The sequence below is a fragment of the Providencia sp. Marseille-Q8014 genome, assembly GCF_965112055.1.
This window is the reverse complement of sequence record NZ_CBCOPT010000001.1, coordinates 2265383-2286922: the sequence shown is the minus strand read 5'-3', so window position 1 is coordinate 2286922 and position 21540 is coordinate 2265383. Positions and strand designations below refer to the sequence as shown.

Sequence of the window (21540 nt, the reverse complement as noted above, 5' to 3'; positions counted from 1 at the left end):
AGAAAGCCCTTTAGATCTTAACTACACTTGGATCATCACTGTATTGATTTAAAGGGTCATATGTCTGCTCACTTTCTCGCATTTGAAAAACCAATTGTCGAACTTAATGAAAAAATCGACGCTTTAGTGGCTTTTAAAAATAATAGCCAACAGTCTGATATTAATTTTGATGAAGAGATTAAATTACTTGAGAAAAAATGTCTTACGTTAACGAAAAAAATCTTTTCGCAGCTAGGTGCTTGGGAAATTGTGCAAGTAGCTAGGCATCCCATGAGGCCTTATACCCTTGACTATATCTCGCTTATTTTTACTGAGTTTAAAGAGTTAGCTGGAGATAGAGCTTTTGCAGATGATAAGGCGCTTGTTGGTGGTTTAGCGCGTCTTGAAGGTCAGCCTGTTATGGTTATTGGCCAACAAAAAGGGCGTACCACGAAAGAAAAAGTGATGAGAAATTTTGGTATGCCTTCACCTGAAGGGTATCGTAAGGCATTGCGCTTAATGAAAATGGCAGAGCGTTTTCATCTGCCGGTTGTGATATTCATTGATTCAGCGGGAGCTTATCCAGGAATTGGTGCTGAAGAACGGGGGCAAGCGGAGGCGATAGCGAGAAATATCCAAGAAATGTCGCATTTAAAAACCCCCATTATTTGTGTGGTCACTGGAGAAGGTTGTTCTGGTGGTGCATTAGCTATTGGTGTCGGTGATCGGATTAATATGTTGGAATACAGCACTTATGCAGCCATCTCACCAGAAGGCTGTGCATCGATTCTTTGGAAAGATGCACAAAAAGCACAAGTTGCGGCTGAAATCATGGGTATGACAGCGAAACGACTGAAAGAGCTTAATATTATTGACGCTATTATTGCTGAGCCACTTGGTGGCGCGCATCGCGATTATGCACAGGCAGGGGAAAATTTAAAACAACAACTCCTGACTGACCTTGCAATACTAAATAAACTGGACATGGAAACTTTATTAGCGGAACGTTATCAAAAAATTATGGCTATTGGTTATTGTTAATGTGATGAACTTGACTAAATTGCCAGTGTGTTTTGTGGATAGAAGTAAAAGGAAAGATAAAATCGATACTTGCGTGATATAGTGATATCCATCGATACCAGCAGACAGCGGGGGATACTGTGGATATTGATCACTGGGCGAGTGAGTTTGATAATTACTTATTAAAGAATTGGGTTAACCATGATAATGCCCATGATATTTTCCATCTTAGGCGAGTTTGGCGTACAGCACAAACATTGATGGGAGCGTCAGAGCAAGTTAACCCTTTGGTCGTGTTGGTTGCTTGCTATTTCCATGATGTTGTGACTTTGCCAAAAGATCATCCACAAAGAAGCCAAGCATCATCTTTGAGTGCAACGGAAACTCTTCGTATTTTAACAACACATTTTCCGAGTTTACCTAAGCACTATCATGACCCTATTGCTCACTGTATTATTGCCCATAGTTTTAGTGCCAATGTTGAACCGATATCACTAGAAGCAAAAATAGTGCAGGATGCCGATCGGCTAGAAGCGCTTGGGGCCATTGGTTTAGCAAGAGTATTTGCCGTTAGTGGTCAGCTTAATCGCACATTATTTGATGGGGATGATCCTTTTGCCCAAAATAGAGCATTGGATGATAGTCGTTGGGCATTAGATCATTTCCAAGAAAAGTTATTAAAACTCCCTGAAACGATGCAAACGCCAATGGGTAAATTACTGGCAACACAGAATGCGAACTATTTAGTTCAATTTATGGCGAAATTAAGTGCAGAGTTAAGCGGGAATATTGCTCAATTTGACGATGATATTATTGCGCGGTTTTCATTGGATGTTAATTAACATCTGCTCTTCGTTGAATATGATAAAGAACGGTAATAGGCGTTAAATGTCAGTCGACTTAAATTTACTAAAAGTATTTATTTCTGTGGCTTCACAAGGCAGCTTTGCGCGAGCAGGGCTGCAATTGGCTATGCCAACCTCCAATGTCAGTCGTTGCATCAAACAATTAGAAGCGCAGCTTAATTGCCGATTAATTGAAAGAACAACACGACGTATGCGGTTAACAGAACAAGGTGAGATTCTCTTAAAACATAGCCAAAATCTGTATGCGGAATTGGATGATGTATTGAGTGAAATCAGTCATCGTGAGACTCTAACAGGAACTCTTCGGTTGACTATTCCTAGTGAGGCAGGAAGCCTATTATTAGCAGAAATCATCGCTGAATTTGCGTTGCGACACCCTCAATTAACCATCCATTGCGATACTCAATTAATGCCTTTAGATGTGATTGATGACGGTATTGATTTGTTATTCACTTTTCATCGTGGGGAATTGAAAAATAGTAGTTATCACTCACGAGTCATTAAAAGGTGGCAAAGTGTTGTTGTTGCTGCTCCTCATCTTATAGAACGCACAGGAAGGCCGAAAGCGATAACAGACTTAGCAAATATGCCCTGTATTTCAAGTTTGAGTGCGATATCAGGGCAGCCTTGGGTATTTATTGATAACCAACAACATACCCAAAAAGTCACTATTAACAGTCAATATCGTGTTAATAGCGGTATTTTAGCTAAGGCTGCTGCGTTAAAAGGCATTGGTTATGCCATTTTAGCGATGGCGCCGTGCCAAGCTGAAATAGAGCAAGGGTTGCTTGAGGTCATTCACTTTAATGAAAGTCCCGCACCAATTGAATTACGAGCAATTTATGCAAGCCGCCGTTCGTTATCACCAAAAATTGATGCTTTTATGCAGCATTTGATGCAATCAGTGGATACTATGACCCCGTAGAGCTGCATAGATTAAAGCGTAAACAGCCTATTGGTTTAGACAGAAGCACCCCGTAATTTCACGGTCAAACCCTTTAAAAAATAGCGCAATAATTGGTCTCCACATTCACGATAATTTTTGTGGTCAGGGTTACGGAACAACGCATTTAATTCCGGTTTGGAAACGCGAAAATCGGCTTTTTGATAGATCTCGATCATGTCTGTATCTTTTAATTCAAAAGCAATACGCAGCTTTTTTAGGATAAGATTATTGGTAAGGCGTGTTTCTATTTTGGGCGCTGGAAAGTTTTCGTTTTTGCCCCGACGAAAATAAATGAATCCATTAAGAAAATGGGCGAGTGCTTTGTCATTACATTCGACATATTCAGGATCATCCTCTTTTTTTAACCAATGGATCATTTCTGTTTTGCTAACCGTTAAGTTAGCCAATTTAACGATTTCAACCATTTGATTATTACTGAGGTCTAGCATGTAGCGAATGCTACGTAAAACATAATTATTAAGCATGGTTATTGATTTCCGTCATTGTTGATTTTCTAAATCAATCACCACAACAGTGCTGAGATTCAAAAATACCGAGTGGATTTGAGGGGGGCATACTAGAGCGTTATGCTATTTTTATCAATAAGAGGATGCGTAAAGACAATGATTTCGTCTACGTTTACGCATCCCGTGTCATGGAATGTTAGCCAATAAAATATATAAGGCTATAGAAGAAGGCTAAGGTTAATCCAACCGTTAATAGCATATTTTTGAGTAATGACGCGGCAATCACACAAAATAATGCCCCCCATAGATATGGATTATCAGGAAAGCTCCGCAATTCATGGCTTTCTAAAAGAATAACGGGAGCACAGATCGCAGTTAATAAGCAAGGTGCTGAATAACTCAATGCTTGTTTAATAAACAACGGCAGTCTAATCGGCAGCTGAGGAATTAGAAAAACGTAACGTAAAGAAAATACAATGACGGTGAGTATAATAATCAAGAGCCAGATCATTTTTCTTCCTTAAGCATACGAGATACCATAACAGAGACACACATTCCGCCAACGCCTGCAATAACGATAGCACTACTTATCGAATAAAGAGAAAGTATTACAGCGGTCACTAATGAAAAAATAACACCACAAATTGTGCTTATTTTCTTCGTTAAAGGAACAACAATCGCTAATAAGGTTGCTATAACAGAGAAGTCTAAATGCAGGCGACTAAGGTCAGTAATAAAGTTGGCCATCAAAATGCCTAAAAGGCTGGTGATAAGCCAAACAATATAAAAACTAAACCCAGCACCAAATAAATAAGAAAAACTGAGAGGGTGGCGTTTAGCCGCGCTAATTGCAAAGAGCTCATCAGTGAGTAAAAAACCAATACTAAGACGCTTCGTGGTCGAGAAGTTTTTTACATGAGGCCGCATTGTTAAACCATACAGTAAATGCTGTGATGTAATAAAGAAGACCGAAATAATGATCGTAAGATAACCAGCCCCTGAATTAAGTAATCCTAAAGTGACAAGCTGTGCTGCACCAGCAAAGATCATCGCTGACATAGCAACACTTTGCCAAAACGAAAGTCCTGCTTCAACGGCCATTGAACCCGCTAATACTCCCCATGGTATAACCGCTAAATTTAGAGGGGTCATATGCATTGCCCCATTGATAAAAGCACGTTGCCAGTGGCTACGTTGTTGTGAATACATTGATTTAATACCTTTTTTCGACTTGTTATTTTTATGATACTGGCGTAGTGAGTCGCGAGATAGAATAAAATTGCTCTCACAAAGCACAAATTATCACTGATTAGATGAAATAAGATGAATAATGGAGCTGTCATAATCATTATTAAATACATAAGCATAGCATTAGGCTATGAACATCAAACTCATCGACGCTCAAGACTATGATGATGCTAAAGATGACGAATGTACTGATTTGGAGTGACACCGATAGCTTGCTTAAAATGTCGTGTAAAATGGCTTTGATCAGAAAATCCACAAGAGTTTGAAACATCGGCTGGCTTCACACCTTGTACAAGTAGTTTTTTGGCTTTGTATAATCTTGCTTGTACTAAAAAGGCATGCGGTGTTGTTCCTGTATGTAATTTAAACTGTCGAAGAAAGTGCCATTGGCTGAAGCCTGCAATTGTTGCTAACTCACTTAATGAATGCGCTTGTTCTGGCGTACTCATCATAAGGTCGCAAATATCCTGCATACGTTGTCTGGCAGGAGTAATATCATTCAGTCGAAACGGGTTTTTATTATATTTCAAAATAAGCCAGCTGAGTGAAGAGAGTAGTAAGGTTTCTTTGAATAACCTGTTTTCTGGTTGTAGTAATAAGTTAAATAATAAATTTAATTGGGCAGCTAAACCTGCATCCTGAATTACGGCATTAGGAAACCAAGGTGTCACACCATAGTTGTCATTTTTTAAATCTAAGGTTAAGCGCTGAAACATTTCTGGGGTAGGGTAAATCGCTTTGTATGACCAGCCACTTTCAACAGCGGAAGACCCCGTGTGAATTTCATCAGCATTGACGACGATAATATCGCCTTTAGGAGCATAGTGATTCTCACCAGTACGAAAAAATTGTTGAGCACCGTCTTCAATCACACCAATACAAAAACCTTCGTGGCTATGACGAGAAAACTTTTGCTGGTGGTATTGAGCCTGTATCATTTCTAACCCATCCAGCTCTTGTAAATGAAAATAATTAGCGCTTTCCATCTAAATTCCTACTTTTAAAACACCTTAAATAGAGGTATGGCACACAGTGAGATTGACTTAAACGTGTCTTACTTTATACCGCTAATCGTAATAAGTTTCACTCCCACTCTTTTACTCTTTATTTCAGATAATAAATTCAGTTAGTGCCTTTAGCTTGATATAAAAAACTAAAAGATAAACCTTTTTCAATACGATTCTAACTCGAGTTATTTTGTCAAATGATAAGTCTGCCTATGTCGATATATTTGAAATTATATTATGGATTGGTAATCAAATAGTGGATTATTTGACTGTATTTTATTTTGAGATTAGTGATATCTTTTATAGTTTTCAAACCCCGTGTATCATAGGCATTGTCTACAGGAGATGTTTAATTTTTGTTATAACTTTTATTAAGTTAGCGGGTTTCCTATGCTTGAAAATCTCGGTATCACGAATTTATGGACTTATTTAATTGGTGTGATTTTTATTACATTGGTACCAGGGCCTAATTCTTTATTTGTGTTAACTAGCAGTGCAAAATATGGTGTTAAAAATGGTTATAAGGCCGCTTTAGGCGTATTCTCAGGTGACGCTATACTGATTTTCTTATCCTTTTTAGGCGTTGCTTCGTTAGTTAAAACATCACCAATCTTTTTTAGTATTATTAAATATGTCGGCGCAACTTATTTAGTTTACTTAGGAATTAAGACACTTTACAGCGTCTTTCATAAGAAAGAGGCTGTCGCAGATGTCGATGCTATGGTGTTAGCAACGAAAGGAACATATCAAAAAGCGGTATTTTTGAGTTTGCTTAATCCTAAAATGATTATTTTTTATGTGTCATTCTTTATACAGTTTATTGATCCAGCCTATCCAAATGCGGGTATCCCCTTTTTTATTTTGGGCGCCATTCTTGAAACATGTAGCATGATTTATCTATCAATGCTGATTTTTGGTGCTGTTGCTGTGACTAATATGGTTAAACATAACAAAAAATTATCTAAATTATCCAACAGCTGTATTGGCGCTATATTCTTAATGTTTGGTGCTAAATTAGCCTTAGCAGCCTAGTTTCTTATACTTATTCATGAAGCCGACTTAGTGTCGGCTTTTTTGTATTCTGTATTCTTTCAGCGTTGTTCTCTTTTTTAAATAATAGTAAGAGCCTCGCTTGCGCTGACAGAATATAGCGCACGATTGCGTTGTTAAATGGGATAAAAAATACAATACAATAAAAAGGTTTTTTGCTGACGAAATGGACTGTTGAATATGAAAAAATTAGTCGAAATAGCTCGCAAGTATGCGAAGCCAACGATCATTAATAGCTATATTGAGTGTGCTTATGTCGCCGCTGCACTTGAAACTGAAGAGGGTGATATTTATACAGGTATCAGTATTGATACTGCTTGTTCACTTGGGTTTTGTGCTGAACATGGTGCAGTCGCGGAATTACTGAAAGCAGGAAAGTCGGTTGTGATCAAATCGATGGTAGCTGTTGATTCATCTGGCAATGTAGTGCCTCCTTGTGGACGGTGTCGGGAGCTCATTAGTCAATTATCTTATAAAAATAAACAAACATTGATTGGCGTAGATAATGAAACACAAGTGACGCTAGAACAATTGATGCCTTATGATTGGAAAGTTGGGCAAGATAGAGGTTTATAAAAGCGAATATGGCTCAAGAATACAAACATTTCACAGCGACAGCATTGATACGTAATCACTCAGGGGAGTTTTTATTACATAAACATCGTAAATTAAATATTTGGCTCCCACCTGGGGGGCATATAGAAGAAAATGAAGAGCCACAGGATGCGGTTATACGTGAAGTACTTGAAGAAACAGGGTTAGTTTGCCGTGTTATTGATTGTGCTTATCCAACAACAACGAAGGTTGTAAGTAATGAACATGTTTGTGCGTTACCCATGCCTTTGGCGATTTTAAAAGAGTTTATTCCTGATAAAGTTAATGGCGACCATTGGCATATAGATATGGTGTATTTATGTGAGCTCGTTGCTCCAGATGAAACGCCATATGCGGAATTTGATTGGATTCCGTTTAGCGAACTTGCCAATCTCGATATTCCCGATGACCTTCTACAATTGGCAAGTATGGTTAATGAGTCTAATTTATTGAAATAAAATTATTTTGTATTGAAAAATAGCAGAGAAAGGCCAAGAAAAATGAATAATAATCCAATGATTTTATCCATAACCAATTGATAATTTAAAATTTTACTGCGCACTGTTGGTGTTGAGAAAAATAAAGCAATTACACTAAACCAGATCCAATGGGCAAAAGAGATAAATAAACCATAACTAAAATTTTGCAGTAATGAATTTGTACTTTGAATGACTTGGGTATAGACAGAAACCACAAATAGCATGGTCTTCGGGTTTAATGCATTAGTAAGAAAGCCCATTCTAAAAGCGGACAGTGTTGTTGGCTTCACCACAGCAGTGCTTTCTACATTTATTTGATGTTTGTTGGTCAACGACTGAAAACCAATATAAACCAAATACCCTACACCCAGTAGTTTCACGAGAGTAAAGAGCATGGGAGAATTCATAATAACCAGTGTTACACCAAAAATGGTGTAGAAGACATGTACTTGTACACCAAAAGCGATACCTAATGCAGAGAATAAGCCTATTTTTGTTCCATAGACATAACTATTACGGGTCACCATTGCAAAATCCGGACCCGGGCTCATCACCGCAAGTATCGTGATTGTTGCTACTGCAAGAAGTTCATTCATTCTAAATCCTTTAAATAGATGATAAAAAATAACGTTAAATTGCTTTTTATTGATTAATTTAAATTACTGATTAATTTAATTATCAATAGATTGTGTTTAACTAAAAAGCGATTTATGCTGACACTAATCTGTCAGTTTTCGTTACCTATTTATCGGTATAATTTAAATGAAACTACCGCCATTATCTTCACTACGTTTTTTTGATGTCGCTGCCCGTACAGGGAGCTTTGTGAAAGCGGCCGATGAACTCCATGTCACCCACAGTGCCATTAGCCGACAAATCCGTCTGCTGGAAGAACATATTGGTATCGAGCTGTTTGAACGACGTAATCGAGCGGTATTTTTAACGTCGGCAGGTAAAAAGTTATTTCACACAACCCGCGAAATATTCGCCCAATTAGAGACGACACTGCAAGAATTGGCTCAAGAGCAGGATAGCCATGTTGTTAGTATCTCTTGTGAACCAACGATTGCAATGAAATGGCTTATTCCTCGATTGACATTATTTTATCGAACGTATCCGCATATTACGGTACATCTCATTGCAGCGGGGGGGCCTATAGATTTTACTAAAGCAGGTGTTGACCTTGCATTGAGGCGTAATGATTTTAAATGGGATGATAGTATTTACGCTGAAGAGATCTGTCGTGAAAGAATGGGGTTAGTACAGAGCGCTGACTTACAAAATCAAACAAATGATATGACGTTACTTTATCCGGCCTCTCGGCCATCTGTTTGGCAGCAATGGCAACAACAAATGGGAGAGGTTAAGCGGAGCAATAGGCAAGTTTCATATGAGCATTTTTATCTGTGCATTCAGGCGGCAGCTTCAGGGCAGGGTATAGCCATAGCATCATGTCTTATGGTGGAAGATGAAATCAAATCAGGGCAGTTAATCGCTCCTCAAGGGTTTATTGAAGATGGTTCGGCTTATTATTTACTTGCGCCTAAAGCGCCGAGTATGGGCAGTACGCGATATCTCTTCAGTGAATGGTTAAAAGAGAACCTACAAGCCAGTGCCAAGGGGATCCAGTCAGAAAGCACTCTTTTTTAGGTGTGATTTGTTTATTCTTTCAGCAACCCTATGTGATAAATAAAGATTTTGTCACATAACCATTTTATGTCGTGCTATATTTTCTGACTTAGGTTTGTCGGTTTATAAAGGTGGAGTGAGTGATGAGTAAATTACGGGTAGGTGTCATTTTTGGCGGTAAATCAACAGAGCACGAAGTATCCTTACAGTCAGCGAAGAATATTATCAATGGCCTTGATCGCAATAAGTATGATGTGTGCCTGATTGGTATCAATAAACAGGGCCATTGGCATGAATATGATGAAGCTGATTTTTTAATTCATGGTGATGACCCTTCTCGTATTGCCTTGAATACACCAAAGCGAAGTATTGCGATTATCCCAGGTAAATCAACCCAACAATTTATTTCACTCGAAGATGCTCAACCACTTCCTCAAATAGATGTTATTTTCCCTATCGTTCATGGCAATTTAGGTGAAGATGGCTCCTTGCAAGGGCTGTTACGCATGGCTAACTTGCCTTTTGTCGGTCCGGGTGTTTTAGGCTCTTCAGCTTGCATGGATAAAGATGTGACGAAACGTCTATTGCGTGATGCCGGTTTGCAAATTGCCCCATTTATTACACTGATGGCATCTGACCACACAACAGTAAAATATGCTGAAGTCGTTAAGCAGCTAGGATTGCCATTATTTATTAAGCCAGCCAACCAAGGCTCTTCTGTTGGGATCAGTAAAGTCACCAATGAGTCTGAATTTAATGCGGCATTGGATTTTGCATTCTTATTTGACGTAAAAGTGCTGGTCGAAAGTGCGGTGAAAGGGCGTGAAATTGAGTGCGCAGTCTTAGGTAATGAACAGCCAGTTGCCAGCCCGTGTGGTGAAATTGTTCTTCACGACAGTTTCTATGCTTACCACACAAAGTATATTGATGAAAATGGTGCCTCTGTTGTGGCTCCAGCAGACTTAGAATCAGCGGTAAGTGATAAAATAAGAGAAATCGCACTAAGGGCTTATCGAGCATTGAACTGCTGTGGCATGTCTCGAGTTGATGTGTTTTTGACCGAAGATAATCAAGTCATTATTAATGAAATCAATACCCTTCCAGGGTTCACTAATATCAGTATGTATCCTAAATTATGGCAACAGGGTGGGATGACTTACCAAGAGTTGATCAGTCGTTTGATCGACTTGGGGATTGAAAAATACCAACAAACTGTCGCTTTAAAAACAGCGTGTGATACACACTAAAGGTAACAAGGGGTGGAAAGTTTGCCAAACCGCCTATATTCAATAAAAGCGAGTGAATGTGGTTATCACGCTAGCTGTTAGCGTGATAATTCTCTTTCATTGTGATTTGCCTATAAGAGTCGGGTGTTATCACGGGTTATTGATATCTTCTTGTATTCGCTTTAAGAAAAACGCAGTCTCTTTTGGTGTTGTTAGTCGGATAAAGCTAATGTGTTGATATTGCTTATTTATCATACTTGCAATTCTTGGTGCTTTTCCTTTGTGATAGGTTTTTAGCACCCATAGCAGAATAGAATCACGACTAAAAAAAGTTTTTTTCCATGTTTCATTATTTCCAGTATTAGGCCACAGCTCTTTTTGGCTGATGATTCGATATAGCGCTCTGCGTATTGACTGATATAAGGTTCTAGAAAATGAATAATCTAGCCAAATCACCAGATCAACCTCTTGCCATTTAATCGGTTGTGTACGGGTATAGTTCCCATCAAGTACCCAACCATTTGGTGCGGCTAGGAATGCCTGAGTTAACTTTTCTTTTAATTGCTCATCACTAGAGTGCTGCCAATTTTTTTGCCAATAAAGTGCATCCAGCTCAATATACGGGATGGAATAAAGTGAAGATAAGGTATGACCGAGAGTGCTTTTTCCACTACCACTACAGCCTATAATATTGATTTTCATAACTTGAGTGATCTTATCGTCAATGTGTCATGCAGATTAATTGCCTGATACAAACTCAGCGTAAATAATAAATTATCTCCCGCTGAGGTCGTATAAAGGAGAAGGAAAGGTGGATTTTACTTGTTGATTATTTTAAATGATCAAACAAAGAATGCTTTACTATTTGATTTCAGCAGACAAGTGACACATAAGCAGCTGTCGATAGCTGCCTACACTTGCTTATTTCAATACAATATTAAATGTTTAGAGCGTGATAAAGCGAGGCCACTCGTTAATGTACTATTATAAAACCCGTTGTTTAATCTGTGGCCTATTCGCTAAAAACCGTCAATTAATAAGTGACTTACACCAGACATAGTTTATATAACGAAATAGTGGTTCAAAACCGAATTTTTTGTATAGATCAAACCCTGCTTCTGACGCATCAAGGAAACAGTGCTCGACACCTTGTTGGCGGCAAAATGCAAGTGCATAAGCAATTAATTGTGTTGCATAGCCTTTCCCTTGGTGGGTAGGTTCGGTACCGATGTCATCAAAACGAGCCAGAACCCCTTCAATAGTGACGGTCATTGAGGTGGCTGGCTCACCATCAACCAATAGAACAAGATGGAATTGAGGGGCACCTTGTTGTAAAGCATCTTCATGATAACGAACATACTCATTAACGACTTTATCGTGCTCATCTGAGATATAAAAAGCAGAGACTAAAGGTTTTGCCCATAAGGATAGATCATGGTTGGCAAATACAATATCCACCTGATTTTTAGGTAATTCTACAGTAAGTTGTTTATCTAGGGATAATGCCATGGCCGTCGTGACGCTGTCACGTTTGTAACCTAACGCCAGCGCTTCATTGACGATTTCTTGTTGCATCTCTTCAGGAAGCACCAACGTATGGTTTTTCTTTTGCGCTACAAACAGATGATGGGCTTGTTTGAATGCTTGAACAGATGACTCAGGCTGAAGATAGATAAAGTTAAATACAGGCGAATTTAGCGGTGTAAGGTAACAAATCGTATGTTGCTCAATTTGGATACTGTGCTCACAAATGGAGGTCCAAAACGTTTTTTCAATGGACTGATAATGCCTTAAATAATAGAGCGGAATATTCATATTTCAGTTACCTGACGCAAAGCGTGTTAATCGATAAGGGCTAAGTGCTGTTTTTTCTATGCCATGTATTATTTCATCTTGCGCCAAATGGCAAATCAGCGGTGCAAGTGTGATAGCAGCATGCATACTTATAATATATAAACCACTAAAATCAGCAACTTTCCCAACAATTGGCAATTCATCTTGTGGCATAGGTCGCATTCCTACGAACGCTTTCTGTAAGACTAATGTATCTGTACCTATAAATGAATTTTGAATAACGGATAAGGCATTTTGTGCGATATTGCCCGCACTGTGCTGAGGTTGCTCATCAATGTAATCTTCCGCACATAAGGTATTTCCGTTTGTTGTAGGGCGGACTTCCATATCAGGAGTCGAGAGGATATGCCGCATAGCGGGAGTGGCATTAACATCTTGAAAATGAGCAATAATTGAAGGTGAAGGGGCTATAGGTAGCGTAACGTGTAACGGTTGTAATAGCTCGATAGCACCTAGACCTGCGGTAATAATGACCTGATCTGCATATAAACGGCTTGTTGAAGTCGTAACGCCAATAATTTTATCATTTTCTTGTAACAGCGTTCGTACCGCGGTATTGGGTAAATAGTTTACCCCTTGATTTATGGCAAGCTCAAGAAGCGTTTTTGTCACATAAACAGGGTCGACGTAGCCTTCATCAACAGAAAAAGCCGCCAGCTCAGGAAGTGTAAATAGATTAGGCTCCAGTGCTTGTAGCTGCTGCTTGTTGAGGGCAGTAATGTTAAATCCTGTTTTTTTATGTGAATCAATAAATTGTTGTGTCGCTTCTCTATCATGTTGCCAGCTAATGGCTCCGCTCCAATTAATGCCGAGTTGGCCTTGCGTTAATTTATCCAGCGAACGCCATTCATCAAGCGCTTGCTTTCTGAATGCACTATATTCATTAGGGCGACCATAAGAAACATTGAGCCAAGCAAATGCATGTTGAGTGACTCCACTGGCTGCTTCATGTGCATCAATCAGGGTAATTTGTCCCTTAAAATGACGCGATAAATACCAAGCTAGAGTTGTGCCAACAATGCCAGCACCTACAATAATAATTTTATTATTTTGTTTCAAATGTTTCCCTCTTGACCTGAATTTTATAGTTTTATCTTATTAATCAATAAGTAAGTTTCTATTTTGAGCAGATGGTATTGCACCTTACCATGCTATGATTAAGGTGCATCAGTGTGACTCAGCACAACGCATTAATGTCCCTCTAAGAATATTGGGGATGCATTAAACCCTTATAAATTTAGAGATAATAGCAATGATGATTAATAATGAAGCAATCATCAGTAGTGCAGTCGCTAAAGTGAATTGAAATGCGACAAAGCCGATAGCAGCAGGACCAGCCAAAATCCCTAGGTAACCTAACGTCGAAACGGCTGGAACGGCGAGGGCTTCTGGCATTGTATTCTGTTTACCTATTGCCGCAAACATGACAGGAACAATGTTAGAGCAACCTGCACCAACTAAGGCATAACCCATAATAGCAATGGATAAATATGGAGATAACACTGCAATAATAAAGCCAAAACAAGCTAAAAGAGCACCCCAAAATACTACGCGAGCGGAACCGACACGCATAACAATTCGATCTCCGGTTAAGCGGCCAATGGTCATGGTGGTAGCAAATGCAGTAAAGCCAAGCCCCCCGAGAGACTCTTTTAAACCATGATGCTCAATTAAAAAGACTGCACTCCAATCTAAAACGGTTCCTTCCGCGAGAAAAATAGCAAAACAGATAATACCAAAAACTAAGACGATACCTTTAGGTATCGCAATTAGCGGGCCAGTCGGTGCATTGGCATAACCTAGAAAGCCTTTAAAGCTCATTGAAAGTAATAATAAACAGACAAGCGAAATTATCGTGGCAGCGATAATTGGCGGAATGCCGACTAATAAAATAGCACTCATTGCTCCAGCCCCCGCGATCCCACCAACGCTAAAGTAACCATGAAAGCCAGAAATAATCGGTTTTTCAGACGCTTTATCAACGATCACCGCTTGTATATTCATTGCGCAATCAGTAAGTCCGATACCGACGCCGAAAACAAATAGGCAGACGATCAAAATACTGATCTGTGAAATAGCCGGTAATAAAGGGAGCATGAAGCAAAAGAGGATCGTCGCTGCAACCATGAGCTTACGACAGCCAAATTTAGCAGCCAGCGCGCCGGTTAAAGGCATAGCAACTAACGCCCCAACGCCGAAACATAATAACAATAGACCCAATGTGGCGTCATTGGCACCAGTATTGATTTTAACGAAAGGAACGATTGCAGCCCATGACGCTGTTGCAAAGCCAGAAATGAAGAAAATAATTCGTGTGGCGATTTGTTCTTTTTTTGCCGGAGGCATAGCCGGTGTTGTGTTTAATAATTCTGAAGATGAAGTCATTGTATCAATAATTTAGTTTAGTTATTAAATGGTTTATGATGAAGCTTATTTCAACCTACTCATGTCAAATAAGGCAATTATTTGCCCGTATCATGCAATGTTGATGTTGTTCTCATCGAACATGAACGTTCGTGGTGAGCGCTGATTATAATAAGGATTAAAGAGACAAGATCATAGGGGAAAGTGTGAAATTAAGGTAATTATTCATTTTTATCTGTACTAGGTTCAGATTACCCTTTTGCTGCGTGAAAATAAATAATGTTAATTATTATGGAAATTGATGTAGCTAATTTATCAATGGTAGAAAAACAGCATGCGTTTTTGTACAAATAATAATGTGGGAATAAATAGTTTATAACATATTTTCTTTTTCTATTTAGAAAAGGAGATGTGGAGGTTTAATACGCGACAACATATTATGAAAACTGACCGATGGCGGGTTATAGAATTATCATATTATTTTTAACCCACAGTGGTTGGTGAAATGTAGTGAACAAAATTAAATGCCAATGCGTATATGTTGCTGTATTTATCTGTTTTCCTTAATTAATGTATACGGTGCTATTGATTCAATCGCATAATGAAAAACGCTTTTTAATCTATCATATCTATATTATATAAAAGAGCATTTTCGGTGTATATTTATATAGCGTTAGATGTCTATACTTGTTAGGAATATATAATATATTGGTTATTATGGTTATGACATGAAAATACTCCCTGTTATTTTATGTAGTATGAGTTTTTTTATAGCGAATCAAGCTAATAGTTCACCTGAATTACAAAAAATTCAAAATAAACAAGGCAAAGAGATTCACTATTATCTTCTCAAACAAAACGAGCAACCCGCTGAAAACTTGCTGGTCTTAATTCAAGGTTCTGATTGTCGAAGTGTGATTAATAATACCAATATGGTAGAAAACTTTGCTATCGCGTTTCCAGATAATGATATCTTATTGGTTGAAAAAACAGGGTTAGATAGTCAAGTTGGCAAAGACGGAAAAGAAGCCTCAGCGGAGGATTGTCCTATTGCTTATATGGAGAATGATTCGCCATTAGAACGTAAAGATAACTATTTAACACTGTTAGCGCATTTTAAAAATAGTTACCAACACATTGTTTTACTTGGTGGAAGCGAAGGGGCTGTGGTGACAAATTTGATTGTGGCTGATACTGACATGGTTCATGCGTCTATTTCACTTAATGGTGGTGGCGCATTTTTTATTAATGATGTGCTGTATAGCATCGAAAAAACAGTACCTAGTGAAGAATCATCACACGCCATTGAAGGTTTTAAACAATTTGCTAAGGATGTAGTACAAAATAAATTACAACAAGATAATTATCCAAGTGAACATGGAAAAAAATGGTGGCGTGAAATGTTAATGATTAACAATCAAAAATTACTGCAATCAGTTAAAACGCCCCATTTAGTCATACAAACCATGAACGATACTCATGTTGATCCGCATAGCGTAATGAGGATGATGGGATACGTTAATAACAATCATGTATCGTTCAAGACTTACCCAGACCTTGACCACTTTTTTATTGATGATAAAGGGAAGTCACAGACAAATGTCATCGTCAACGATATTCAGAAATGGTATCGCGCGATCGATAAATAGCATTTTTAGCCTCCTTCAATAATGGGAGGCTAATAGCTAATGATGAATAGGGAGTTTTACGCGTTTATTTAAGCCTCAATATATTCGTTTGGGCGTAAAATTGATGCCTTCCATAAACCTATTGTGTGAGCTAATTAACGCGTTAATTAGCTTACTTGACTGTTTTTAATTCAAATTCACTGATCTGCAAAGGTTGTTCTTCTAATTGATAAATGCGGGGCGACATACACATTTTTAAGTTACCTTAATGTTTATTCAAGTAAGAATAAGCGCCTTTTTCCTAGATACAGTGCTTTTTGCGGATGAAAGCGTAGACATTCACGAAAAGAACGACAGTGAATAAGCCGTATTAATGAATTAATTTTACTCAGCGATCTTACTCAACAATAAAGCTGTAATAGTGGAAAAGAGGGGTAAATCCTAATTTTTGATAAATAGACAGCCCATCACTAGAAGCTTCTAGAAAGCAACACTCAATATTTTTTCTTATACACGTTTTTAAGGCATGTTTAATGAGTAAAGTCGCTAATCCTTGGCGTTGATATTGAGTATCCGTACCGATATCGTCAAGACGTGCCATATTCCCATTTATCGTGAGTGTTAAAGCACTCACTGGCGTATTGTTTTCATTAAATAATACATAGTGTTGAGACTGAATATCACGCTGTAATGCTCTTTGGTGATAGCGAATATATTCATTGATTACAGTAGGATCTTCATCTGCATCACTATCTTCAGTACCAAATGCAGTCATTAGCGGCTGTGCCCATTCAATTAACTGATCATTACAGAGTGCGATTTTGTACCCTTCAGGGAGTGCCTCCTCGGTGTGATTGACCATCTCAGCTCGAGTTAAAACCATTGCGGTGGTTTCTCCATCACTTTGATACTGTTTCTCTGCAATCAGTGACATCATGTGTGGAAGAATATCTTCGTGTACGACAAGGATATAAGGCTTTTTTTGTTTAACAAATAGGTTGTTAGCAGTCGTAAAGTCAGCGACAGATGACCCTGAATGTAAATAAACAAAGCTGAAGGCCGGTATCGGTAATTCTGAGAAATAAGCAATGGTTGCATCATTAATAGCAATAGTGTCTTTACATATGCCAGTCCAGAAATGACGTTCTTGTTGATAGAATAATATTTCATTATTTTTCATAATATTACTTCATTTGTTTCCCTTTTGATTGAGTGTACAAAAAGTCTGTGTTACTGAACAGTTCATCGGGCTAAGAGAGCATTTTTGGCGCGATCAATTTGCCCTTCCTGTACAGATTACCTGAAAAATACTATACTCCCCCTATGTATATAATGAGCGACAGACTATGCCACATTCACCGAAAGAGAAAAAAGCCGTCTTGACACGAGTCAGAAAATTAAAAGGACAGCTACTCGCATTGGAAACCGCGTTAGAAGATGAAGTGGAATGCAGTGCAGTGTTACAGCAAATAGCCGCAATTAGAGGAGCAGTTAATGGGCTAATGGCTGGCGTTTTGGAAAGTCATTTACGAGAAGGATTGCAAGCGTCAGCGGCTACGCAAAGCCAAAAAGAATCTGTTGATGATGCGATTTCTCTCATTCGAACATACCTGCGTTAATAATAAGGAATCAATATGAAATCAAGAGCCGCGGTCGCGTTTGGACCTGGAGAACCACTGAAAATTGTTGAAATTGATGTGATGCCACCGAAAGCAGGTGAAGTGCTAGTTAAAATCAGTCATACAGGGGTTTGCCACACTGACGCATTTACCTTATCTGGGGATGACCCTGAAGGATTATTCCCCGTGGTGTTAGGCCATGAAGGGGCAGGCGTTGTGGTCGAAGTCGGTGAAGGTGTTACCAGCGTTAAACCCGGTGACCACGTTATTCCTTTATATACGGCAGAGTGTGGTGAATGTCTATTTTGTCAATCAGGCAAAACGAATTTGTGTGTATCTGTTCGTGCAACTCAAGGTAAAGGTGTTATGCCTGATGGCACGACTCGTTTTTCCTACAATGGTCAGCCACTTTATCATTATATGGGATGCTCAACGTTCAGCGAATATACCGTAGTCGCTGAGGTTTCATTAGCCAAAATTAATCCTGAAGCAAACCACCAAGAGGTGTGTTTATTAGGTTGTGGCGTAACCACAGGGATTGGTGCGGTGCATAACACAGCCAAAGTCCAAGAAGGGGATTCTGTCGCAGTATTTGGTCTAGGCGGTATTGGCCTTGCTGTTATTCAAGGGGCAAGGCAAGCGAAGGCAGGGCGTATTTTTGCGATTGACACGAACCCTGCGAAATTTGAATTAGCCCGTCAATTTGGTGCTACTGACTGTTTAAATCCTAACGATTTTGATAAGCCTATTCAGCAAGTACTCATCGAAATGACAGAGTGGGGGGTGGATCATACTTTTGAATGCATTGGTAATGTTAACGTAATGAGAGCCGCACTTGAAAGTGCACATCGTGGTTGGGGCCAATCTATTATTATTGGTGTTGCAGGAGCTGGACAAGAAATAGCGACTCGCCCATTCCAACTTGTAACGGGGCGCTCATGGCGAGGTACTGCATTTGGTGGCGTGAAAGGTCGTAGTCAACTTCCTGGAATGGTGGAAGATGCCATGAAAGGAGATATTGAGTTAGCTCCTTTTGTCACCCACACGCTGCCTCTTGAAAGTATCAACGACGCCTTTGATTTGATGCATGAAGGTAAATCCATTCGTACTGTGATCCACTACGATTAACGGTTAACAAGCCCAATTTTAACCTGTTTTTATTGGGCTTGTATTTTCAAATTGATAAGGAGCTCACAATGGAAAGGATTGAACGCCACGCTTGTTTTGGCGGCTGGCAAGATGTTTATCAGCATTACTCTACCGTCTTAAATTGTGATATGAAATTTGCAGTTTATCTGCCGTCGACTTCAGCAAATAAACAGTACCCTGTCATTTATTGGCTATCTGGATTAACGTGTAATGAACAAAATTTTATTACGAAAGCGGGAGCACAACAATTTGCTGCTGAGCATGGTGTCGTTTTAATTGTGCCAGATACGAGTCCTAGAGGGGAACAGGTTGCAGATGATGAAGCTTATGATTTAGGGCAAGGTGCGGGTTTTTACCTAAATGCGATAAGAGAACCATGGCATCATCATTATAAAATGTATGACTATATTGTGTCAGAATTACCTAATCTTATTGAAGCCAATTTTCCCGTTAATGATAAACGCGCGATTTTCGGTCATTCAATGGGAGGACATGGCGCATTGATGATTGGCTTACGTAATTCAGAACGTTATTGTAGTCTGTCAGCGTTTGCGCCAATTGTTGCACCATCACAAGTTCCTTGGGGACAAAAAGCATTTGCGGCTTATTTAGGGGAAGATAAGTCCCTCTGGTCGCGCTATGATACGATCAATCTCCTGAATGAGGCGCAAACGACTCCCCCTATGCTGGTTGATGTGGGAACTGACGACCCTTTTTATCAAGAACAATTACAACCTGAATTGTTTGATGAGGTTTGTCAGCGTAAACGCCATGATTTTACTTTGCATTTGCGTGAAGGCTATGACCACAGTTACTATTTTATTGCTAGCTTTATTGGCGAGCATATCGCATTTCATGCACGTCATCTGAAATCATAATTATGCTTGGTGATGAAATGCTTCATCACCAATCTTTATTTAAACCATTTCCATCAAAGGATAGCTATGCGTAAAGCGCCTGACACGATAACCTTTTTTGAGCGATTATTACCACTGGTTGTTTCTGGTGAAAAAGTCATCACAATTCGTGATAAAAGTGAAAGTAATTATATTCCTGGAACGGTAGTGAAAGTATTTGCCCTCGAAACAGGCACTTATTATACGGATATTGAAATTCTTTCTGTTGAGCCTATTGGTTATGATGAAATTTCAGCGTATCACGCGAAACAAGAAGCAATGACGTTAGATAATTTAAAAACCTTAATTCGTGAAATTTACCCTACAGAGCAATCACTGTTTGTTATTCACTATCGCCTCGTTCAGTAAATGTATTTTACTTAGTGATTGAGCTTATTGCTTTTGTCAGTTTCATAAAGGCTTTAGTTGTTGGTGTCATTTCATTTTCATCAGCAATAGCAAAGGCAGCGGAACGTTTAGATGAAAAAACGGGTCAGCGGATATTTGCTGGGGGCTGTTTGATGATGTTAGAACTCTTGATTGAAAATAAAAAAGGCAAAGCCTAAAAATTACAACTTTGCTCTTTTATATTACAGCAGGAACGTATAAATCAATCGCACCAATTATTTTATTGTTATAACAAATTAGTTATGGTTTAAAATGGTTTTGGTGTTTAATGAGAAATTGTTTTAATGTAGTGGGGGCTTTCCCTGTAATTTTCTGAAAATTGTCAAATATCATTCCTTCGCGAGACAATTTTCCAGATGTGAAAGCAACATAATGGTCATAAATACTTTTCATATAGGCAAGTTCGAGTGAGTTGGTTTGGGCAAATTGCCAAAACTCATCTGGGTCATCGGCTTGATAACGAAAAGGAATACCTAGCTCTGTTGTTAATAATTCAGCAATTTGTGTGTAATTTTTATTCTCATAACCTAAGCGATATACTTGCCCAGCATGCTGTTCAGGGGAAAGTAAACAATAAGCTGCAAGTTCGGCTACATCAGCACAATCTACCCAACTTAATATAGCATCACCAAAGTAAGAATGTAGGACACCTTTATTGATATTATCTTCCCCTTGGTAACCTAATAAATTCTGCATATAGGACTCAGGGCGTAAGTGAGTATATTGGATACCTGACCATTCGATATAGCGTTCCACTAATTGATGCCAAGCCCAATGGGCGACTTGTGCCTCATCATCACCACAAGCGCCAAGGTGCACAATATAATTAACCCCACTTTTTTTGGCGATATCTACAAAGACTTTGCTTTGTTGTAGCATATCAATGGTATAACCCGTCATCATAAAAACAGAATTCACACCAGAAAGTGCCGCTTCAATGGTCTTTGGCTTATCGTAATCCATTTCGACAATAGGATAGGGGGAATGAGTGAGTTTCGCGGGATTTCTAACGGCGAGAACAACATCTTCATGCCCTTGAGCTTGTAATGAACGAACTAAATAATGCCCAACTTGGCCAGTTGCACCAGTGACAAGAATTCTATTTTTCATT

At 38.9% G+C, this 21540-nt stretch carries 25 protein-coding genes; 14 read left to right on the top strand and 11 right to left on the bottom strand.

Going from position 1 to position 21540, the window contains the following annotated elements:
• Nucleotides 1–60 precede the first annotated feature (60 nt).
• The 3 genes from accA (at nt 61) to ACWPW6_RS10010 (ending at nt 2790) form a co-directional block, all read left to right on the top strand.
• Complete coding sequence (gene accA, locus ACWPW6_RS10020; RefSeq protein WP_154623019.1) at nt 61–1020, top strand: acetyl-CoA carboxylase carboxyl transferase subunit alpha; 960 nt, start codon at nt 61–63, stop codon at nt 1018–1020.
• A gap of 119 nt (nt 1021–1139) precedes the next feature.
• Nucleotides 1140–1841, top strand: a complete 702-nt coding sequence (locus tag ACWPW6_RS10015) for a phosphohydrolase (RefSeq protein WP_247047588.1) — start codon at nt 1140–1142, stop codon at nt 1839–1841.
• A gap of 46 nt (nt 1842–1887) precedes the next feature.
• Entirely contained in the window at nt 1888–2790 is a 903-nt protein-coding gene (locus ACWPW6_RS10010) for a LysR family transcriptional regulator (RefSeq protein ID WP_196713085.1), read from the top strand.
• Nucleotides 2791–2825: 35 nt separating this feature from the next.
• Here the strand turns inward: ACWPW6_RS10010 and ACWPW6_RS10005 are convergent, their stop codons facing one another.
• The 4 genes from ACWPW6_RS10005 to ACWPW6_RS09990 form a co-directional block, all read right to left on the bottom strand.
• Complete coding sequence (locus ACWPW6_RS10005) at nt 2826–3296, bottom strand: YehS family protein (protein WP_249998761.1); 471 nt, start codon at nt 3294–3296, stop codon at nt 2826–2828.
• Between the two features lie 178 nt (nt 3297–3474).
• Nucleotides 3475–3789, bottom strand: a complete 315-nt coding sequence (locus ACWPW6_RS10000) for an AzlD domain-containing protein (RefSeq protein ID WP_247047590.1) — start codon at nt 3787–3789, stop codon at nt 3475–3477.
• Nucleotides 3786–4487, bottom strand: a complete 702-nt coding sequence (locus tag ACWPW6_RS09995) for an AzlC family ABC transporter permease (protein WP_154623023.1) — start codon at nt 4485–4487, stop codon at nt 3786–3788. Before ACWPW6_RS09995 ends, ACWPW6_RS10000 begins: the two co-directional genes overlap by 4 nt.
• A 209-nt stretch (nt 4488–4696) precedes the next feature.
• Nucleotides 4697–5512 (bottom strand): AraC family transcriptional regulator, encoded by an 816-nt coding sequence (locus tag ACWPW6_RS09990; protein ID WP_154623024.1) that lies wholly within the window; start codon nt 5510–5512, stop codon nt 4697–4699.
• A 411-nt stretch (nt 5513–5923) separates the two neighbouring features.
• Between ACWPW6_RS09990 and leuE the strand changes: the two genes are divergently transcribed.
• The 3 genes from leuE to ACWPW6_RS09975 all read left to right on the top strand — a co-directional run bounded on the left by leuE (nt 5924) and on the right by ACWPW6_RS09975 (nt 7635).
• A complete protein-coding gene (gene leuE, locus ACWPW6_RS09985) occupies nt 5924–6565 on the top strand; it encodes a leucine efflux protein LeuE (protein ID WP_154623025.1) in 642 nt (213 codons plus the stop codon).
• Nucleotides 6566–6763: 198 nt separating this feature from the next.
• Nucleotides 6764–7159, top strand: coding sequence for a cytidine deaminase family protein (locus tag ACWPW6_RS09980; RefSeq protein WP_154623026.1), 396 nt, complete (start codon nt 6764–6766; stop codon nt 7157–7159).
• A gap of 8 nt (nt 7160–7167) precedes the next feature.
• Nucleotides 7168–7635, top strand: a complete 468-nt coding sequence (locus ACWPW6_RS09975; protein ID WP_154623027.1) for an NUDIX hydrolase — start codon at nt 7168–7170, stop codon at nt 7633–7635.
• 2 nt (nt 7636–7637) lie between these two features.
• Here ACWPW6_RS09975 and ACWPW6_RS09970 read toward each other — a convergent pair whose 3' ends face one another.
• Nucleotides 7638–8252 carry a LysE family translocator gene (locus tag ACWPW6_RS09970; RefSeq protein ID WP_196713086.1) on the bottom strand — a complete coding sequence of 205 codons (615 nt, stop codon included), beginning with the start codon at nt 8250–8252 and terminating at the stop codon, nt 7638–7640.
• 166 nt (nt 8253–8418) lie between these two features.
• Here ACWPW6_RS09970 and ACWPW6_RS09965 point away from each other — a divergent pair, with 166 nt between their 5' ends.
• Both ACWPW6_RS09965 and ddlA read left to right on the top strand, forming a co-directional pair.
• Complete coding sequence (locus ACWPW6_RS09965) at nt 8419–9306, top strand: LysR substrate-binding domain-containing protein (protein WP_154623029.1); 888 nt, start codon at nt 8419–8421, stop codon at nt 9304–9306.
• Nucleotides 9307–9428: 122 nt separating this feature from the next.
• Nucleotides 9429–10532: a D-alanine--D-alanine ligase gene (gene ddlA, locus ACWPW6_RS09960; RefSeq protein WP_163861773.1), complete on the top strand. Its 1104-nt coding sequence runs from the start codon at nt 9429–9431 to the stop codon at nt 10530–10532.
• Nucleotides 10533–10661: 129 nt separating this feature from the next.
• Here the strand turns inward: ddlA and ACWPW6_RS09955 are convergent, their stop codons facing one another.
• The 4 genes from ACWPW6_RS09955 to ACWPW6_RS09940 all read right to left on the bottom strand — a co-directional run bounded on the left by ACWPW6_RS09955 (nt 10662) and on the right by ACWPW6_RS09940 (nt 14750).
• Nucleotides 10662–11213: a shikimate kinase gene (locus ACWPW6_RS09955; protein WP_249998759.1), complete on the bottom strand. Its 552-nt coding sequence runs from the start codon at nt 11211–11213 to the stop codon at nt 10662–10664.
• 327 nt (nt 11214–11540) lie between these two features.
• Entirely contained in the window at nt 11541–12326 is a 786-nt protein-coding gene (locus tag ACWPW6_RS09950) for a GNAT family N-acetyltransferase (RefSeq protein ID WP_154623032.1), read from the bottom strand.
• Nucleotides 12327–12329: 3 nt separating this feature from the next.
• On the bottom strand, nt 12330–13424 hold the full coding sequence (locus tag ACWPW6_RS09945) for an NAD(P)/FAD-dependent oxidoreductase (protein WP_163861770.1): 1095 nt from the start codon (nt 13422–13424) through the stop codon (nt 12330–12332).
• A 162-nt stretch (nt 13425–13586) separates the two neighbouring features.
• A complete protein-coding gene (locus ACWPW6_RS09940) occupies nt 13587–14750 on the bottom strand; it encodes an MFS transporter (protein ID WP_154623034.1) in 1164 nt (387 codons plus the stop codon).
• Nucleotides 14751–15457: 707 nt separating this feature from the next.
• Between ACWPW6_RS09940 and ACWPW6_RS09935 the strand changes: the two genes are divergently transcribed.
• Nucleotides 15458–16378 (top strand): acyl-CoA thioester hydrolase/BAAT C-terminal domain-containing protein, encoded by a 921-nt coding sequence (locus tag ACWPW6_RS09935; protein WP_163861767.1) that lies wholly within the window; start codon nt 15458–15460, stop codon nt 16376–16378.
• Between the two features lie 376 nt (nt 16379–16754).
• Here the strand turns inward: ACWPW6_RS09935 and ACWPW6_RS09930 are convergent, their stop codons facing one another.
• On the bottom strand, nt 16755–17537 hold the full coding sequence (locus ACWPW6_RS09930; RefSeq protein WP_249998757.1) for a GNAT family N-acetyltransferase: 783 nt from the start codon (nt 17535–17537) through the stop codon (nt 16755–16757).
• A 166-nt stretch (nt 17538–17703) separates the two neighbouring features.
• On the opposite strand from ACWPW6_RS09930, the gene frmR reads away from it, so the two are divergent.
• The 5 genes from frmR (at nt 17704) to ACWPW6_RS09905 (ending at nt 20587) form a co-directional block, all read left to right on the top strand.
• Entirely contained in the window at nt 17704–17976 is a 273-nt protein-coding gene (frmR, locus tag ACWPW6_RS09925) for a formaldehyde-responsive transcriptional repressor FrmR (protein WP_163861764.1), read from the top strand.
• A gap of 15 nt (nt 17977–17991) precedes the next feature.
• Nucleotides 17992–19104 carry an S-(hydroxymethyl)glutathione dehydrogenase/class III alcohol dehydrogenase gene (locus ACWPW6_RS09920; RefSeq protein WP_154624127.1) on the top strand — a complete coding sequence of 371 codons (1113 nt, stop codon included), beginning with the start codon at nt 17992–17994 and terminating at the stop codon, nt 19102–19104.
• A 68-nt stretch (nt 19105–19172) separates the two neighbouring features.
• Nucleotides 19173–20003, top strand: a complete 831-nt coding sequence (fghA, locus tag ACWPW6_RS09915) for an S-formylglutathione hydrolase (protein WP_163861761.1) — start codon at nt 19173–19175, stop codon at nt 20001–20003.
• A 66-nt stretch (nt 20004–20069) separates the two neighbouring features.
• Nucleotides 20070–20390: a N(4)-acetylcytidine aminohydrolase gene (gene yqfB / locus ACWPW6_RS09910; RefSeq protein ID WP_154624129.1), complete on the top strand. Its 321-nt coding sequence runs from the start codon at nt 20070–20072 to the stop codon at nt 20388–20390.
• Nucleotides 20391–20404: 14 nt separating this feature from the next.
• Nucleotides 20405–20587 (top strand): hypothetical protein, encoded by a 183-nt coding sequence (locus ACWPW6_RS09905; protein ID WP_196713093.1) that lies wholly within the window; start codon nt 20405–20407, stop codon nt 20585–20587.
• 82 nt (nt 20588–20669) lie between these two features.
• On the opposite strand, the gene ACWPW6_RS09900 is transcribed toward ACWPW6_RS09905, so the two are convergent.
• Nucleotides 20670–21539, bottom strand: coding sequence for an SDR family oxidoreductase (locus tag ACWPW6_RS09900; RefSeq protein WP_249998755.1), 870 nt, complete (start codon nt 21537–21539; stop codon nt 20670–20672).
• Between the last annotated feature and the right edge of the window lies 1 nt (nt 21540).